Here is a 17,800-nt window from a genome sequence, read left to right on the forward strand (position 1 = left end):
CAGAGTCCGCCCAGGTGGTGCCATGTCGCAAGATGATCAATCGCAGACGCGTGGCCTTCAGCGCAACCGACCGGAGGATGTCGGTGCGCTCGCTACAAAGGTCATTTCTGTCCTGCGCGACCGACAGGTCGTGGGGCGGGACGGCGCACGCCAATTCGTGCTCGATCATCTCATGCGCGCGATCCTGTCGCGAACGGCGTTTGACCCGGCGCTGGTGTTCGATGAGATGCGGGGCCATCGCCTCACCCATGATGAGATTATTGACCTTTATATCCCGCAGGCGTCCTGCATGCTGGGTGAAAGCTGGGTCGCTGATGACATCGGGTTTGCAGATGTCACCGTGGGGGCGTTGCGGTTGCAGGCGCTGTTGAGCGAGGCGAACGGGCAAATGCAGATTGATCTGTCGCCGGACGACAGCCGCCTGCGAGTGCTGGTTCTTCTGCCGCAGGGTGAGCAGCATTTTCTTGGTACCAGCGTTGTGGCGGCGCAACTGCGTCGCATGGGTTGTGAGGTGTCCGTCTCCTTCGATGAGTCGATGGGGTGCCTGCAGGCCCGATTGTTGGAAGAAAGTCCCAACCTGGTGATGATCTCCTGCGCGCGGGTCGAGACCCTTGAAACTGCCGCAGAGACAGTGCACACCATCCGAACGTCATCGATCGTGCAGCCGGTCATCGCACTTGGTGGAGGGGTTCTGGATGATGCGGAAGATTTGAAGGACCAGACGGGCGTTGACATCGTGACCAGCATTGCAAAGGACGCCGTGGCCTTCTGTTCCAAAAGCGGCACGGCGCCAACCTCTAGATGACGACCGGTGGCAACACATTCTGGAGCAGCGGCGCTGTTCCACTGATTGAACCGGAGTTTCTCAGCAGCATCATCGGCGCAGCCTCCGACATCGCCTTGGTGGTTTCGGCTGAGGGTATCATCCTTTCGGTGGTTCTCAACACACACAGCGAGTCCTTCGGCAATCTCAAGCACTGGGAAGGGCGCCCGATCGTCCAGTTTCTGACGCGGGAAACCGTCCCGAAGTTCGAGGCCGCGCATGCCGCCTACCTGGGTGGGGAGGTGCCGCGCAAGCCGCTGGAGCTCAACCACAGTGACAATGCGGTGTGGCAGTATCCGGTGCGATATACGTTCCACCGCTTTGGCCATGAGAACGCCTGCTTGCTGCTTGGCCGTGATCTTCGGCCCATTGCCGAGACGCAGCAGCAGCTGGTGCAGGCGCAGATTGCGCTGGAACAGGGATATGAGGCCCGGCGGGAGTTCGACGCGCGCTTTCGCGTGCTCCTGGCGAACACGGATGATGCGATTGTCTTTGTTTCGGTTCAATCCGGGCGGGTGGATGATGCGAATGAGGCCGCGGCGGGTTTGCTGGGCCTTAAGCTCGATGCCCTGCGCGGCAGCACCTTCGCACAGCATTTCTCGGACCGCTCGACCGTCGAGCTGACAGAAAGCCTGATGAATGCAACGCTGTCCGAAGAGGGCGGGCGGGTCACACTGAAGGCGCAGAAGAGCGGGCAGTCGGTGATCGTGCGGCCGGTTGTGTTTCGCGCTGGTGGCCAGCGGGTCCTTCTCTGCCGCATCGCCTCGGACGAGGAAGCGGCCACGATCACTGATACTGTGGCGAACCAGGCGCTGGCGCTATTCCGTGCGGGCAGTGACGCGATGGTTTTCATGACCGGCAAGGGTGTGATCACTTCGGTTAACGAGAGTTTTCTGGACGTTGTGGGTGCTGCACATCTATCGGATGTGGTGGGGCGCAGCCTGTCGGATTTTCTTGCGCGGGGTCAGATCGATCTTGGTGTGCTGATCGACCAGCCTCAAAGATCGGGGCAGATGCGGGTCTATGCGACCAAGTTGATCAATGATCTGGGGACCCGATTGTCGGTGGAGGTATCGGCCACGCATCTGGAAGACCAGGGCGCGCAACTCATTGGCTGTATCATTCGGGACGTCAGCCATATGGAAGCCAGCCGCCCGCAGGGTGTTGCCACGGCGCAAATGCCTGCGGAGCCGTCGCGCAATGTGATGGATCTGGTGGGATCTGCCTCCCTGAAAGACATCGTAGCCGAGACCACGGATGTGGTTGAGAAGATGTGCATTGAAACCGCGGTGGAACTCACCGGGAATAACCGTGTGGCTGCTGCCGAAATGCTGGGCCTGTCGCGCCAGAGCCTCTACGTGAAGTTGCGCAAATACGGGTTGCTCAGCAAGAACAACTGATACCGCCTGTGCCGCTCTGTCCTCTTGCACCGACTCAAACTGTCAGCCATAGTTGACACATGTCTGTCACGCAGGTCATACAGTCGCGCCGTTTTCCTGACCCAGCAGCAACACTGCGCCTGATCAAGCCGATCACATGGTTCCCGCCGATGTGGGCCTATTTGTGCGGCGTGGTCTCGTCGGGCGTCTGGCCCGCGGGGCAGTGGTGGCTGGTCATCCTCGGTGTCATCCTGGCCGGGCCAATTGTCTGCGGTATGAGCCAGGCGGCGAATGACTGGTGCGACCGCCATGTGGATGCGATCAATGAGCCCGACCGGCCGATCCCCTCGGGGCGCATTCCGGGCCGCTGGGGGTTGTGGATTGCGCTGGCCATGTCGGTGCTGTCACTGATTGTGGGCTGGCAGTTTGGGCCTTGGGGCTTTGGCGCCACGGTTGTCGGCGTGCTGGCTGCCTGGGCCTACTCGGCGGAGCCCGTCCGGCTCAAACGCTCCGGGATTTGGGGGCCGGGGCTTGTCGGCTTGAGCTATGAGACCCTGCCGTGGTTCACCGGCGCCGCGATCCTGAGCGCGGGGGCGCCGTCTGTCTATGTGATCACCGTCGCGCTGCTCTATGGCATTGGCGCGCACGGGATCATGACGCTGAACGATTTCAAGGCGCTGGAAGGCGACCGGCAAATGGGGGTGAACTCCCTGCCGGTGACACTTGGCCCAGAGCGCGCGGCCAAGGTCGCCTGTACGGTCATGGCCCTGCCGCAGATGATCGTAGTGGCGTTGCTGTTCCTGTGGGACAAGCCGCTGCATGGCCTTGGCGTGGCCGCTGTGCTCGGCGTGCAGTTCTGGGCGATGACCGTGATGTTCAAGGATCCGAAGGCGAAAGCGCCATGGTATAATGGCACCGGTGTGTCGCTTTATGTGAGCGGCATGATGATCACCGCCTTTGCGGTGCGGGGGCTGACATGACGCTGAGCTGGCTGGCCATCATCCGCCTTGGGTTCGTTCAGATGTGCCTGGGCGCAATTGTGGTGCTAACCACCTCGACGCTGAACCGGCTGATGGTGGTGGAGCTGGCCTTGCCCGCGGTGCTGCCGGGGCTGCTGGTGGCGCTGCACTACGGCATTCAGATCACCCGGCCCAACTGGGGGTTTCTGTCCGATACCGGCGGCAACCGAACGCGGTGGATCATCCTCGGTATGGCGGCGTTGGCTGCCGGCGCGATGCTGGCCGCCTACGGAGTCGTTGTGCTGGAGAGCCGGTTCGGTCTGGGGCTTGGCATTTCGGTTGCTGCCTACGCGCTGATCGGGTTGGGGGTAGGGGCCTCGGGCACATCCCTGTTGGCCCTTTTGGCCACAGCCACAGCCCCCCCGCGGCGCGCGGCGGCTGCAACGATCACCTGGCTGATGATGATTGCTGGCATTGCGATCACCGCAGGCGTCGTGGGCGCGCAGTTGGATCCCTATTCGACGGGCCTGTTGCTGCGCATCGTTGCTTGTGTGACAGGTGGCGCACTTCTGCTGACCTGCTTTGCTGTCTGGGGCATTGAGGCACGCGTGGATGCTGCCCCGGAGGCCGCGCCCATGCCGTTTCGCGAAGGGCTTGCCGAGATCTGGGCCGAGCGCAGGGCGCGCAACTTCACCTTTTTCGTGTTCCTGTCCATGACCGCCTACTTCATGCAGGAGCTGATCCTCGAACCCTATGCGGGTTTGGTCTTCGGCTTCACACCTGGGCAATCGACCTCGCTGGCTGGCGCACAGAACGGCGGTGTCTTCATGGGTATGGTTGTTGTCGGCATCATGTGCACCGGGTTCAAGCTGGGCAGCCTGCGCGCCTGGGTGATCGGTGGATGCCTCGGGTCGGCGGCGATGCTGGTCGCGCTGACGCTGCTTGGGCAAATCGGTGCGGTCGCGCTGTTGGTGCCCGCGGTGGTTGGCCTCGGATTTTTTAACGGTGTCTTCGCGGTTGCGGCTATCGGATCGATGATGGCACTGGCAGGGCAGGGGCGGCAGGCGCGCGAGGGCACGCGCATGGGTCTCTGGGGTGCGGCGCAAGCCATGGCGGCCGGCTTTGGTGGTCTGACGGGGGCCGCGCTGGTCGATGTGATGCGTGCGGGCGTTGGGCAGGACGCTGCGGCCTTTGGAACGGTTTTCTTGATTGAAGCGGGGCTCTTCGTGGCCGCCGCCCTTATGGCACTGCGGGTCATGGACCGGCCCGGCGTGCCACACCGAAATCTGGTCCCGGGAGAATGACCCATGTATGATGTGTTTGTCGTCGGTGGTGGGCCTTCGGGGGCGACGGCTGCCCTTGATCTGGTGAACTCGGGCCATAAGGTGGCGCTGTTGGATCGCGATGGGCGCATCAAACCCTGCGGCGGGGCCATTCCGCCTCGCCTCATGCAGGACTTCGACATCGGCGATGATCAGTTGGTCGCCAAGGTCAATACGGCGCGGATGATCTCCCCCACAGGGCGGCACGTGGACATTCCCATCGAGAACGGTTTTGTCGGCATGGTGGACCGCAAGGATTTTGATCCGTTTCTTCGGGCAAGGGCTGCGGCGGCTGGAGCCACCGCGCTCACAGGCACATTCATGCGGATCGAGCGCGAGGGCATTCGCACCTTCGTGGTTTACCGTGAGAAGGCCACAGGCGAGGAACGCCGGGCGCAGACCAAGCTTGTGATCGGCGCCGATGGGGCGCGCTCCAAGGTCGGTCGGGCCGAGGTGCCTGGCGGTGACAAGATACCGTATGTGCTGGCCTATCACGAGATCATCAAGGCGCCGGGCAAGTCCGACGTCTATGATCCGGTGCGGTGCGACGTGATCTACGACGGTGAGATTTCGCCTGATTTCTACGGTTGGATTTTCCCGCACGGTGATAGCGCCAGCGTCGGTATGGGGACGGAGGTTTCCTCCGTTGATCTCAAGCAAGCGACGGCCGCACTGCGCGAAGCGGCAGGGTTGAGTGGTTGCGAAACGCTCCGCAAGGAAGGCGCGCCCATTCCGCTGAAACCGCTGGATCGCTGGGACAATGGCAAGGATGTTGTGCTTGCGGGGGACGCGGCAGGTGTCGTAGCACCGTCTTCCGGTGAGGGTATCTATTATGCGATGGTCGGCGGCAGGGTGGCCGCAACCGCCTGTGCCGCGGCTCTGGCGTCTGGCCGGGTGAAAGATCTGCAGTTGGCGCGGTCGCTCTTCATGAAAGAGCACAAGATGGTGTTCCGCGTGCTTGGATCCATGCAAAACGCATATTACCGGAGTGATGAGCGCCGCGAGCGCTTTGTCTCGCTCTGCCATGATATTGACGTGCAGCGGCTGACCTTCGAGGCCTACATGAACAAGAAGCTGGTGCGCGCGCGGCCCATGGCCCATCTGAAGATCGGGCTGAAGAACCTTGCACATCTGAGCGGTCTTGTGGCACCGACGCGCGTATGACGATCATGATACCAGCCTGGGTCGAAGGCACGCTGACGCCTGTGGAAAAGCTCGAGGCGCACGTGAAAGGCCTGCGGCACAAGGCGGTGTCGGTGTTCGTGCTGGACGGCGACAAGGTGTTGCTTCAGCAGCGGGCGATGAGCAAGTACCACACGCCGGGCCTCTGGGCGAACACATGCTGTACCCATCCCGAATGGGACGAAGACCCACTGGACTGTGCGGTGCGGCGCTTGGAGGAAGAGATCGGGTTGACGAGCATTGTGCCGGAACATCGGCACCACTTGGAGTATCGCGCGGATGTCGGCGGCGGTCTGACCGAGCATGAGGTCGTGGATGTTTTTGTCGCTGAGGCTCCGCAGCGGCTGAAAATCACGCTGAACCCGGATGAGGTCATGGCGGTTTCATGGATGCGATTTTGCGAATTGAGTGCCGAGGTAGAAAGGACGCCAGAACGTTTCACTCCGTGGTTGCGGATTTACCTACAAGAGCACGGCGAGACCATTTTTGAAGGTCTTTCAGCTGTATCCTAGATCTATCTCCGTCAAATGATTAAATGGTAGTTGGTTGTAGAGTGACGCGATCTCAGACTGAGGTAGCAAGTCGACGAGTGATGCTCTCTTGTAGATGGTTGAAGGCCAAATCATGACATGATTGCACGTCGAGAATGGCAAGACGCAAAGAGCAGGAACCAGACATCTGCGACTTGATCGTCCAGATGAGGCCCCAATCTGCCATCGTGAGACAGAGCATTGTATCTATGAAGTCTTGGCGCTCGCGGAGCGTAGGAAAGATCATGATTTGAAATGACTTCAAGTAGTGCAGATCTTTGACTATGTAAGCGATCTGAGCTTAATGGGAAAAATTGACTTTTCGCTTGTTGCGTAAGTTCCGTTCGCTGCGGTATCTCCACAATGCCAGTATGTCCCTGGTGATGTGGCGAGTTTGACGAATCTCGAAAGCTATGTCGCGCCTTGGTAAGCTCGGACCAACTGTCCTCAGGATGCGCTTGTACGTCCATATGTTAATCGTCTATTGGCTGGAAACTTTTTGGTGTATGGGAACCTTGCAAATGCACAACGACAGGCTTGGTCGCGCGATGCCACAGGAAGACGGATTTCAAAATCTGCGAAACTGGCCCAAGAGCCGGAAAGATCGGGTAAAAATAAACGGCCCAGATGGCATTTGTTGATGGTATTGAGGAGCTAGGGGGAGACGTCTTTGTCGCATGTGGAACCCAGGGTGATGCACAGACGCGTGGCGTTGTAAGATGACCTCGCGTATTGGCAAGATGTGGCACCGATGTTGATCTTACATGCGCCGAATGTGCATCAGGGCGGTGGCCAGATTCTATTGCTTCCCGTCCTCGAAGCCCTCAAACCGCCGGCCCGTGTGCATTTGGATGCGCGACTGGGGTTTGAGATCGAACTGAGTGGTGGGATCGAGGTACGTCGCTTCCAGCCTAGTCTTGCGGGCCGTCTTGGTGCCGAACGGGTGCTCCGCGCAGTGGCAGGTCCCGAAGACGTTGTCGTTTGTTTTGGCAATTTGCCACCGCTCTTTCGCTGTTCGGCGCGGACTATTGTTCTAGTGCAAAACAGGTACCTCTTGCAGAGAGACGGCCTTCAGCACCTGCCTTACCGTACAAGACTGCGCCTACAGATCGAACGCGCTTGGTTGCGACTTTGCGTGCGTGGCTCGGAGATCGTAGTGCAAACGCCCACCATGGCTAGGGCTGTCGACGGGGCCTTGCGCCGCACGTCGGCTGTTCACCCATTCGCCCGACAAGGGTCGTCGTCTCGTCAGAATACGCAGGACTCCGGTGCAAAGCAATTCGATTTTCTTTATGTTGCGTCCTGCGAGCCTCATAAGAACCACGGCACTTTGCTTGCGGCTTGGCAACTGCTTCATTCGGAGGGCACTGCGCCATCGCTTGGCCTGACCTTGCCAAAACGGATTCCATCAGACCTGCGTTTTCAGTTGAGTGCTCTGGAAAAAGCCGGCGCGCCCATAACATGCCTCGGTCCGAGACCACCCGACCAAATGGTAGATCTGTACCGGAAGGCCCGAGCTTTGATCTATCCGTCACTCTTTGAATCCTTTGGATTGCCACTTCTTGAGGCTCGCGACGCGGGTCTACCAATTGTCGCGGCAGAACGAGACTACGTAAGAGATATTGTAGTTCCGCAGGAGACGTTTGACCCAGTATCGGCGGTTTCGATCGCCCGGGCGGTTAGGCGATTTTGTGGACGAGAAGAGGATTTGACAAAGGTTACGGATGCAAAGGAGTTCCTCGTTCGGATTGGAGCGCAGGTCTGAAATGCACGTGCTTCTGCTGACCCAATACTACTGGCCGGAGACCTTTCCGATCACGGCCGAAGTAGCACGCTTGAGGGCCGAAGGAGCTAAGGTTACCGTTTTGACAGGTAAGCCAAACTATCCCGACGGGCAGGTCTTCGACGAGTACAAGGCTTGGGGTGTCCAGAGAGAGTGGCATGACGGCGTCGAGATCTTCCGTGTACCTCTTGTCCCGCGCGGACAGAATTCAGGTGTACGGCTTGCGTTGAACTACATCTCGTTCGTCCTCAGCGCGGGGCTGCTGGCTCCGCTTTTGCTCAGAAGACAACGTTTTAACACTGTCTTTGTTTATGCCCCATCGCCGATTTTGCAGGCGCTCCCGGGGATACTGATTGCCCGGCTCAAACAGGCGAAGTTGGTACTCTGGGTACAGGACTTGTGGCCCGAAAGTCTATCGGCAACCGGAGCCGTGACCGACCGCCGCATCTTAGCAGTCGTCGCCAGTGTTGTGCGGTATATCTACCGTCATAGTGATCGCATACTTGTCCAATCCCGTGCGTTTCGCCAGCCTGTCTCCGCCCTGGCAAATGATCGGTCCAAAGTCCACTATTTGCCAAATCCGACCCCTGATTTAACGCCTCCAGATCAGGTCGCTCAGGATGTAGCACTACTAGCGGACGACATTGGTTCAGGGTTTTCGATTGTTTTTGCTGGCAATTTGGGGCGAGCTCAAGCCCTCGATGTTGTGATGGATGCAGCACGAGAACTAGAGGATCTCGCCTCGCTACGGATATTTCTTATCGGAAGCGGGAGTATGGACACTTGGTTACATGAGCAAATAGCTCGATACCAGCTTACAAATGTGGTTCTGCCCGGTCGGTTTCCAGCTGACGCCATGCCGCCTCTGCTCTCCAAGGCGGCAACATTACTCGTGTCTTTACGTGGTGATGAGATCTTTACCTACACGGTACCCAGTAAGCTTCAAACATACCTCGCGATCGGACGACCGATCGTTGCTGTTTTGGACGGGGAAGGTGCCGCAATCCTAACGGAGGCTGGGGCTGGATTTATCTCGCCGACAGATGATCCAACGGCATTGGCGTCGACAATTCGAAAGATGTATGAGACGAGCGAGAAGGAGCGGGCAGATATGGGGGCCGCGGGCCGCGCCTACTTCGAGGCGGAGTTTGCGCCTGAACTCATCACCAAGGCGCTGATGCAGCATCTTTTGGATGAGCCGGTCGCGCAACGGGCCACAACAGAAATCTAATGGGGGAAATCGTGTTCAAAGACAAAGTACTGATGATCACCGGTGGCACTGGCTCATTCGGAAATGCTGTGCTCAACAGGTTTCTGGACACTGATCTCAAGGAGATTCGTATTTTCAGCAGGGATGAAAAGAAGCAAGAAGACATGCGGATTACTTTGAACAATTCAAAGCTGAAATTCTATATTGGAGATGTTCGGAACTTCGACAGCGTGCGCGGGGCTATGCACGGCGTCGATTACATTTTTCATGCCGCGGCACTCAAACAAGTTCCATCCTGTGAATTCTACCCAATGGAAGCCGTACGCACAAATGTTCTCGGTGCAGAAAATGTGATGACTGCTGCGCGGGACGCCGGAGTTCAAAGAGTTATCGTGTTGAGCACTGACAAGGCCGTGTATCCGGTCAATGCCATGGGCATGTCCAAAGCGATGATGGAAAAGCTCATGATTGCCAAAGCCCGCGCCGGTCTGCCGGGAGATACAGTGTTTTGCGCGACGCGATACGGCAACGTTATGGCATCACGCGGATCGGTGATTCCACTCTTTGTCGATCAGCTTAAGGCTGGAAAGCCTCTGACGGTCACCGATCCCAACATGACACGCTTCTTGATGTCGCTTGATGACTCAGTGGATCTCGTACTGCATGCATTCGAGTACGCGCAGCAAGGGGATGTCTTTGTCCAGAAAGCACCAGCCTCAACGGTGGGCGATTTGGCCGAGGCTGTCAGATCGCTGCTGAAGAGCGACACGCCGATCAAGGTTATAGGAACCCGACACGGTGAAAAACTCTACGAATCTCTTCTCTCCCGAGAAGAAATGGCGCGTGCCGAAGACACTGGTACTTACTACCGCGTGCCTGCCGATGTTCGTGACCTGAATTACGACAAGTACTTCAGTGAGGGAGAAGTCAACGTCTCGACTTTGGAAGACTATACTTCACACAACACCGAGCGACTGAACGTCGCTCAGGTCAAAGATCTCCTCTTGACGCTTGATTTAATGCAGGAGGCCTTGCGTGCTTAAGGTGATGACGATTGTTGGCACGCGGCCGGAACTTATAAAGATGAGCCGAGTGATTCATGAGATGGATCGGCATACAGACCATGTGCTTGTGCATACTGGGCAGAATTATGACTACGAGCTTAATGAGATTTTCTTCGAGGATTTAGGCATCCGTAAACCGGATTACTTCCTCGATGCGACAGGCGAGACAGCGGTGCAGTCCATTGGGCAGATTCTGATCGCAATTGACCCAGTACTGGAGGCTGAAGCGCCGGATGCGGTGTTGCTCTATGGCGACACCAACTCCTGTCTCTCAGTGATCGCGGCAAAGCGCAGGAAGATGCCGGTGTTTCACATGGAGGCCGGAAACCGCTGCTTTGATCAACGTGTCCCAGAGGAACTGAACAGAAAAGTTGTGGACCATCTTAGCGATATCAACATGGTTTTGTCCGAGCATGCGCGACGCTACCTGATCGCTGAAGGTATTCGACCGGAGACGATCATCAAGACGGGCTCGCATATGGGCGAAGTTCTGCACTACACGCGTGATCGGGTGAAAGCCTCGGGAATCGTAGATGCGTTGCATCTTAAGGAGGGGGCCTACTTTCTTGTTAGTACCCATCGCGAGGAGAACGTTGATTCCGAACATACACTCCGCCAGTTGCTCGATAGCCTGAATGGAGTCGCCGAGGCATTCGGCTTCCCGGTTGTCGTTTCGACCCATCCGCGCACCCGCAAGCGGCTCGATGCGCTGAACGGCGTGGAGTTCGACCCTCTGATCCGTTTTCTAAAGCCATTTGGGTTTGCTGACTACATTCGGCTGCAGCAAGGGGCTGCTTGCGTGATTTCAGACAGTGGAACGGTAACTGAAGAAGCGGCGCTTCTGAATCTCCCGGCTATCACAATACGCACCGCACATGAGCGCCCGGAGGGCATGGACGCTGGCACACTCATTATGAGTGGCCTCAGCCGCCGCCGCGTTATTGAGGCCGTTGAGATTGTACGTACCCAGCACAGCCATCAGACACGAAACTTGCCGATCGTGGAGGACTATGTCTCGCAGGTCGATCCGCAACCTGTCTCAAAGCACGTCCTTCGCGTCGTTCAGAGTTATACCGACTACATCAACCGTACTGTGTGGCGCAAAGCGGATCAGTAGAGAGCGGCGCAGGGTAAAGGCACTGAGCAGTTTACCGATTGATACTTGGATCAGTCAGGAGCTCGGATTCTGGTGATACGCGCGTCATCCCAATTGAAAGCAAAGAACTTGGCCATATCTGACTTGCTCGTCGTTTCCCATTGTAGAGCGGTTCCACGTATCTGAATGCGTGCAGCCATACAACGGCTCGGATTTGGAAGATCGTGTTTCCGTCTCGGCCTTTTAGATGGGGCGATCGGTAGCAGCGTTCTCGTGACTGTCGCCACACTCCCTTATGCTCGGCCTCAGATCTTGAAAGCGACGAAATACACTTCATTACTGTAAAAGCGTCGGTTGCATGCAGAGGAACGCGTGACGAAGCAAAAGCGTCGAGAGCGCAATACACTGCGTATAGCTATCTGATGCATGGCATTGCGGGTGAGATCACCGCTGTAATTTGCTTTTCGCTTATTGGACTACTGAATGTAAAGCAGGAGTCACGCCCTGACAAGTCTAGGAATCGTTATTGTCTGAGCAGTTTCATGCCGAGGGTGTGATTGCAGAAAGTGGATTACCAGTCTTGACGATGTGTCTACAAAAGTGGACGGCTGGCTCCTAGATTACTAAGATTTCAGACACGTAGCGTGGTTGAAAACAACACTCTGACCAAGCTCAAGCAGGGTATAAGAAACGGGATATCGCTCGGTGCAAAAAGGTTGTACGATCTGTTCTCGGGCAGCCTTAAGCGCTGGAGCAGGTCGGGAACTCCATTATCGGATGGGCAAAAACAAAGGGCCGGAAAGTACGTTCAGGCCATCAGTATCTGTGGATCTTCATAGTGGAGGAAGCGACTACCATCCATCCGGGGAAACGGAGACTGCGTCTGCTTCTTTGATCGAAGAACTGCTTGTCACAGGTCTCCGCCTGTCGTCACCGGTCGATTTGGTGCCGCCTGCTGCTATGGCGGACGAACTATTCTCAAAGGCTGACCAGATGGTTGATCGCGTCGCGGCTCAGCATTTGTCGAGCTTGAACGCTACGTTTTTGCGATACGGTGTGTTCCGCCAGCGTGTCTGGTGATGTTACAAACCAATGAAGTTTGACGCAGTATTTGACCCAGGCCAGTAGAATATGATCGCTATGCACCAATCGCTCTGGACTGCGTTTCACGCAGATCAAGAAGTCCATCGTCGACAAAGTAGGCCCTCAAATCAATGACACATCTTATGCGTGAGCCAGCCGCTTATCTGGCCCTTTTCCTATGGCTCGCGCTGCCAGTTCTTGGCAATCTCACACCACCTTTGTTCGTCATAGGTCTGCTCTTGCGCCGCGATGCCGCCTTGCCTTTCTTACCAAGCTTCAAAATTTTTGCACTAGTTTGTGCTATCTATGTTGCCTACATTGGCATTCGGGCCATCACTGCCGGCCCGCTCCAGACGGCCGTAGAACCTACCGGAGATGCATTTTCCCTCCTTCTAACTGTCGCAATAGCCATGTGGTCGATCAGAGAGACACGGCCCTTGGATATGCAAATTCTCTTCAAGGCCATGGTTATCCTTTTGATTTTGGTTTTTGCTCTTCTTTTTTGCGAGAAGCAGCTACTCGGCAATGCGCGCCCTTCACTGTTGCTGGGAAACTCATTCAACCTCATGCCGCTCTTGTTGATACCCGCGATGCTCTGCACATTCCGACAGTTCGCGCCATCTTCCTTCTGGGCCCGCCTTGGCTTGCTTAGTTTCATTCTGACAGTCGTTTCGATCGGCGGATTCGGATCGACCCGAGGTATTTTGCTGGTGCTTTTTGTTCTCACAGTAGTTCGCGTGGCGTTCATTCTGGCGAGCGCTGCAGTGTTGGGCGAGAAGGCAAAGCAGTCCGCCTATCTGATACTAGCTTTTTCGCTTGGTATGGCCGCGAGCGCCCTCGATAAAGACGCGCTGCATCGATACCTTACAATCGCGAAACTGCCCGAGGCGGAGACGTCAATGGCGATACCATCAAGACCAGAGGCGGCGTCGGGTAAGGTTGAGGATTATTCGATGTCTTTGCGGCTTCTCATGCTTCGTACCGGATGGCAGGCGTTTACGGAAAAGCCAGTTTTCGGGCATGGTCCGCAGTTTCGTTTTGATGCGGCTGCGGCTTACTTCCCGGCTGATGTATCCGAGCGTTTCTCGCATCTGCACAATGACTTTCTCACACATGCAGTTGCAGGCGGACTTCCGGCGGTGGTGCTATTATGCGTTATTTTGGCGATACCGATTCTTGCCGCTCTAGGTCGTGGAAAAAACGCGGCTCTTCGGCTTCAGATAGGCTTTATGTTCAGCCTTGCGTTTTCTGGGACAGCTTTGGTCAACAACGTGCTATTTGTTGATATCTCTGCTTTTTCTCTTGGTCTGTCATTTATCGCTGCAATCCTCATACTTGAAGACCTAAAGCGGAAGAGTGAAGTTAACCCAGCCCCCTGAAATCAGGTCATTGAGGTGTTAGTGATCCGTCGAAGTAGAGGATAGACCATGAAACGCAGATTTAGTGGCGAACATATCATTGGGGTGGTCAACGAATATGAAGCTGGTGTGATGGCGCAGGAATTGTGCCGGAGATAACCACAACCCAATCAACAGAAAGAAACAAGAACGGATTCGACACCTGAACCGCCCGGATCAGGGGGCTAGGTCAAAATTTAGGGGCCAGTGAAGACTGTCAGTTTCGAGTGGTCACTCTTCGCATGATGAATGAGATTGATTACAGTCCAACGTGGAGTGACTCAGCCATCCTCTAAGATTTCCAGAAGCATTGTTCGGCAACTTGCAAATCAGAAGACTCGTATATGAGATCGCAGGTTCGGTTCAGCGATGATTTGAAGAAGGTCGCGGCGAAGCGCGTCGTTGACTGCGTCTTGCCGGACCGCGAAGTGGTCGGGGGGCTCTTGGCCAGTGTAAAGCCAATTTGCGCTCCCAGGCCAAAGTTTTCGAAGCTGGATGACGGCATAAAACGGCCGAGCAAGCCTGTGGACAGTGCCCAAACAGCATCTTAATACACATGCCACTTTGGTGCGGCATTCGCGCTTTCAAGAAAGTATGCAGATTTGACTACGTTGCGACGCAAGATAACGCTTCCGGGAACTGAACAATGATTGAAGCTTGCTTGCTTTGGCTTGTTCAGCTCCCCCGCGTCCACAAGCGAATGCTCCAGTTGCTTGTGGATGGCATGCTGCTATTGGCCAGTTTCGTCGGGGCGATGGCCTTGCGGTTGGACAGTTTCTATTTTCTGGCGCTGTATGAGCCGTGGATCGCCATAGGTATTACGTTACCCATCACTCTCTTCATCTTTGTGCGCAAAGGGTTCTACCGGGCCGTCGTGAGGTACATTTCGTCACGTGCCTTTGCGGTGGTTTTCTGGGGAATCTTTGCGTCTTCCATCATCTTGTTCTGCGTCTCACAGCTTCTGGGGCTTTTCGTGCCTCGCTCCGTGCCGGGGATATATGCGATGCTCGCGTTCCTAAGTATTGGCGGTGTAAGGTTCATACTACGCGAGCTTTTTTTTCGTCAGCAGCGCAGAGGACGCACGCCGCTCCTGATCTATGGTGCTGGAACGGCTGGTCGCGATCTTGTTGGTGTTCTTGGCAGAGGGAGAGACTATACAGCAATCGGATTTATAGATGAAACTCCGGCATTGCATGGGACTGACATCGTTGGACTGAGAGTATACGATCCGGAGATGCTGCCTGAATTGGTTGAAGATCACGGGATCAAGCTGGTACTGCTTGCCATTCCAGAGGCAAGCCGCGCACGGAGACGAGAGATCATTGACCTGCTCGCGTCACTGGCGGTTCAGGTGCAGACTATTCCGGACCTCGAAGACATCGTATCCGGGCGATCCCAGATTTCCGAAATCCGGGAAGTTGCGCCGGAAGACCTGCTTGGTCGCGATCCTGTACCTGCTAAACTCGAGCTAATGAGCGCCAATATCACCGACAAGATAGTGATGGTCACCGGAGCGGGAGGCTCCATTGGCAGCGAATTGTGCCGACAGATCTCCCAGCATCGCCCCCGGACAGTTGTTCTTTTTGATGTCTCGGAGGTGGCACTCTACACACTTGAGATGGAACTGCGCGATGGCCTCGAAGCCCGTCAATGCGACGGCCAAATTGTTCCACTTCTTGGATCTGTGCAGAACCCCCGTCGGGTGCAAGCCGTCATCCGGCGTTATGGTGTTCAGACCATATATCATGCAGCTGCCTATAAACACGTCCCGCTCGTAGAGCAGAACATTGTGGAGGGTTTGCGCAACAACGTATTTGGCACGCTGACCTTGCTGGAGGCTGCGATTGCAGCAAATGTGGAGTCTTTCATTCTTGTCTCAACCGACAAGGCAGTGCGACCGACAAATGTTATGGGTGCGTCGAAGCGTATGGCGGAACTGATCTGTCAGGCCCATTCACGAACCCAGACACAAACCAGTATTTCTATAGTTCGTTTTGGCAATGTGCTGGGATCATCGGGTTCTGTTATTCCTCGGTTTCGTAAGCAGATCGCGACGGGCGGTCCTGTGACCGTGACCGACCCCGAGATAACTCGATACTTCATGTCTATTCCCGAGGCCGCACAACTGGTTATTCAAGCGGGGGCCATGGCCAAGGGGGGCGACGTCTTTCTGCTAGACATGGGCGCTCCGGTCAAAATCGCCGATCTTGCGGATCGCATGATCCGTCTCTCGGGCCTGACGCCCTACATCGAAGGCCAAAGTAATGGGGACGTCGAAATCGTCTTCACCCAGTTGCGACCCGGCGAGAAGCTTTATGAAGAATTACTTATTGGCGATGATGCGCGGCCAACTGATCATCCGAGGATAATGACCGCAAACGAACGCTGTATCTCTTGGGAAGAACTGCAACCCATTGTGAAAGACCTGCTCGCGGCCTGCCTTGATCAGGATGTTTCCGCGCTCAGAGAGCTTCTGGCAGATGCCCCAACCGGCTATAGACCGGATGCTCAGTTGGTTGACCTCACGGCGGCCTCAGGTTCCGCCTCTACCAATACGAAAGCGTCTTCATTTTGAAACTCATTCTCACCGGCGCATCGGGCTTTGTAGGCCAGCTGCTTGTGCCGCGTCTCACGGCGGCCGGCGCGACATTGCTTCTTGCCGGACGTCATAAAGACCGTTTGGCCAGCATGTTTCCGGAGCAAAAAACATGTGGCTATAATGAACTCGCAAAGCTGGGCAAGGGATTTGATCAGCTTGTGCACCTAGCTGTCCTTAACAACAATCAGCCCGATGACGAAGCTGCATTTGATGCCGTAAATGTCGATTTCATGTTGGATGTTTTATGTCGGGCACGTGAGGCCAAAGTCGGCCAGTTCGTCAATGTCTCGACCGTCCAGGTTCTGGACGACAGAGTTGACACCCCATATGCTCGGAGCAAGTTAAGGGCACAGCGGCAATTGGCCCCTAAGATGGATATCGCTGTTTCTACGCTTTATCTGCCCCTTGTTTATGCTGATCGCTTTACTGGAAGACTTTCCTGGCTAAACGCTCTGCCAGCCGTCGTGCGGCGCGCTTTTTTGCCACTGGTGTCCGCTTGCAAACCGATGGTTCATGCAGACATTCTCAGCGCGCATATCCTTGCTGGTTCTAAGGCGGGGATAGTTTCGGATGGACAGAATAACAACAAGGTTTTTCAATTCTCTAAGCGGTCTATCGATCTGGCTTTTGTATTGGTAGTTGCACTCTTTTTCTGGTGGTTACTCATCGCAATCTGGCTGACCATACGGCTGACATCCCAAGGTCCTGGCATCTTCTCACAAGAGCGGATTGGCCAAGAGGGGCGGATCTTTATATGCCACAAGTTCCGGACGATGGCATCAGGAACCAAGCAAGCAGGGACCCATGAGATCAGTTCTGCCTCGGTCACCCGTGTCGGTCAAATCCTCCGACGAACTAAGTTGGACGAACTTCCTCAGATCTGGAACATAGTCCGAGGAGAACTAAGCCTGGTCGGACCCCGCCCATGTCTGCCCACGCAAGATGAGTTGATTGCGGCTCGCCGAGCCCGCGGGGTGCTGACCGCCCGACCCGGTATATCGGGTCTTGCCCAAGTGGAGGGCATCGACATGAGCACTCCCCAATGTCTGGCAGCCCGAGACGCGGACTATATTGCCCTGCAGGGGCTCTTCTTAGACTTAAAGATAGCCATTCTAACGATAGCAGGGCGAGGTGGCGGCGATCGTGTGGCGCGCTAAGGCGGCCAGGTTTTGATAAGAATGGAAGGAGCTTTACCATCTCGCTGCGGTCTGTCCATCTGCCTCAGAGGGCTCTGAATGGTCCGAGTGTTACCGTTTGGGCTCTGTCGCATTGGCGAACGACCTATGTGCCGGCGGTGTTTTCCGGTCTCCGGCGGGAGATCAGCTCGGAAGCCGATAGATAGGTGATCTGCCAGATGGACCTTGGGACCTAAA

At 56.1% G+C, this 17,800-nt stretch carries 13 protein-coding genes; all 13 read left to right on the forward strand.

Translation table 11 applies throughout. The features are described from left to right. The first annotated feature begins 22 nt into the window (after positions 1–22). The 13 genes from Q1A71_RS20155 to Q1A71_RS20210 all read left to right on the forward strand — a co-directional run bounded on the left by Q1A71_RS20155 (position 23) and on the right by Q1A71_RS20210 (position 17,584). Positions 23–805 carry a hypothetical protein gene (locus Q1A71_RS20155; RefSeq protein ID WP_299680894.1) on the forward strand — a complete coding sequence of 261 codons (783 nt, stop codon included), beginning with the start codon at positions 23–25 and terminating at the stop codon, positions 803–805. Continuing rightward, positions 802–2,223 (forward strand): transcriptional regulator PpsR, encoded by a 1,422-nt coding sequence (ppsR, locus tag Q1A71_RS20160; RefSeq protein ID WP_299680897.1) that lies wholly within the window; start codon positions 802–804, stop codon positions 2,221–2,223. The genes Q1A71_RS20155 and ppsR overlap by 4 nt, the downstream gene beginning before the upstream one ends. A 59-nt stretch (positions 2,224–2,282) precedes the next feature. Then, on the forward strand, positions 2,283–3,182 hold the full coding sequence (chlG, locus tag Q1A71_RS20165; protein ID WP_299680900.1) for a chlorophyll synthase ChlG: 900 nt from the start codon (positions 2,283–2,285) through the stop codon (positions 3,180–3,182). Further along, positions 3,179–4,465 (forward strand): BCD family MFS transporter, encoded by a 1,287-nt coding sequence (locus Q1A71_RS20170; protein ID WP_299680903.1) that lies wholly within the window; start codon positions 3,179–3,181, stop codon positions 4,463–4,465. The genes chlG and Q1A71_RS20170 overlap by 4 nt, the downstream gene beginning before the upstream one ends. A 3-nt stretch (positions 4,466–4,468) precedes the next feature. Beyond that, entirely contained in the window at positions 4,469–5,647 is a 1,179-nt protein-coding gene (locus tag Q1A71_RS20175) for a geranylgeranyl diphosphate reductase (protein WP_299680906.1), read from the forward strand. Next, positions 5,644–6,177, forward strand: coding sequence for an isopentenyl-diphosphate Delta-isomerase (gene idi, locus Q1A71_RS20180; RefSeq protein WP_299680909.1), 534 nt, complete (start codon positions 5,644–5,646; stop codon positions 6,175–6,177). Before Q1A71_RS20175 ends, idi begins: the two co-directional genes overlap by 4 nt. Before the next feature lie 1,189 nt (positions 6,178–7,366). Beyond that, positions 7,367–7,960: a glycosyltransferase gene (locus Q1A71_RS23695; RefSeq protein WP_366140319.1), complete on the forward strand. Its 594-nt coding sequence runs from the start codon at positions 7,367–7,369 to the stop codon at positions 7,958–7,960. A gap of 1 nt (position 7,961) precedes the next feature. Continuing rightward, positions 7,962–9,209, forward strand: a complete 1,248-nt coding sequence (locus Q1A71_RS20185; RefSeq protein ID WP_299680912.1) for a glycosyltransferase family 4 protein — start codon at positions 7,962–7,964, stop codon at positions 9,207–9,209. 11 nt (positions 9,210–9,220) lie between these two features. Further along, complete coding sequence (locus tag Q1A71_RS20190) at positions 9,221–10,231, forward strand: polysaccharide biosynthesis protein (RefSeq protein ID WP_299680915.1); 1,011 nt, start codon at positions 9,221–9,223, stop codon at positions 10,229–10,231. Next, a complete protein-coding gene (wecB, locus tag Q1A71_RS20195; protein WP_299680918.1) occupies positions 10,224–11,369 on the forward strand; it encodes a UDP-N-acetylglucosamine 2-epimerase (non-hydrolyzing) in 1,146 nt (381 codons plus the stop codon). Before Q1A71_RS20190 ends, wecB begins: the two co-directional genes overlap by 8 nt. Positions 11,370–12,574: 1,205 nt before the next feature. After that, positions 12,575–13,810 (forward strand): O-antigen ligase family protein, encoded by a 1,236-nt coding sequence (locus tag Q1A71_RS20200; RefSeq protein WP_299680921.1) that lies wholly within the window; start codon positions 12,575–12,577, stop codon positions 13,808–13,810. 664 nt (positions 13,811–14,474) lie between these two features. After that, entirely contained in the window at positions 14,475–16,403 is a 1,929-nt protein-coding gene (locus tag Q1A71_RS20205; RefSeq protein ID WP_299680924.1) for a nucleoside-diphosphate sugar epimerase/dehydratase, read from the forward strand. Beyond that, positions 16,400–17,584 (forward strand): sugar transferase, encoded by a 1,185-nt coding sequence (locus tag Q1A71_RS20210; protein WP_299680926.1) that lies wholly within the window; start codon positions 16,400–16,402, stop codon positions 17,582–17,584. Before Q1A71_RS20205 ends, Q1A71_RS20210 begins: the two co-directional genes overlap by 4 nt. The last annotated feature ends 216 nt before the right edge of the window (positions 17,585–17,800 follow it).

The sequence above is a fragment of the uncultured Roseobacter sp. genome (assembly GCF_947493125.1).
Lineage (GTDB): Bacteria > Pseudomonadota > Alphaproteobacteria > Rhodobacterales > Rhodobacteraceae > Roseobacter.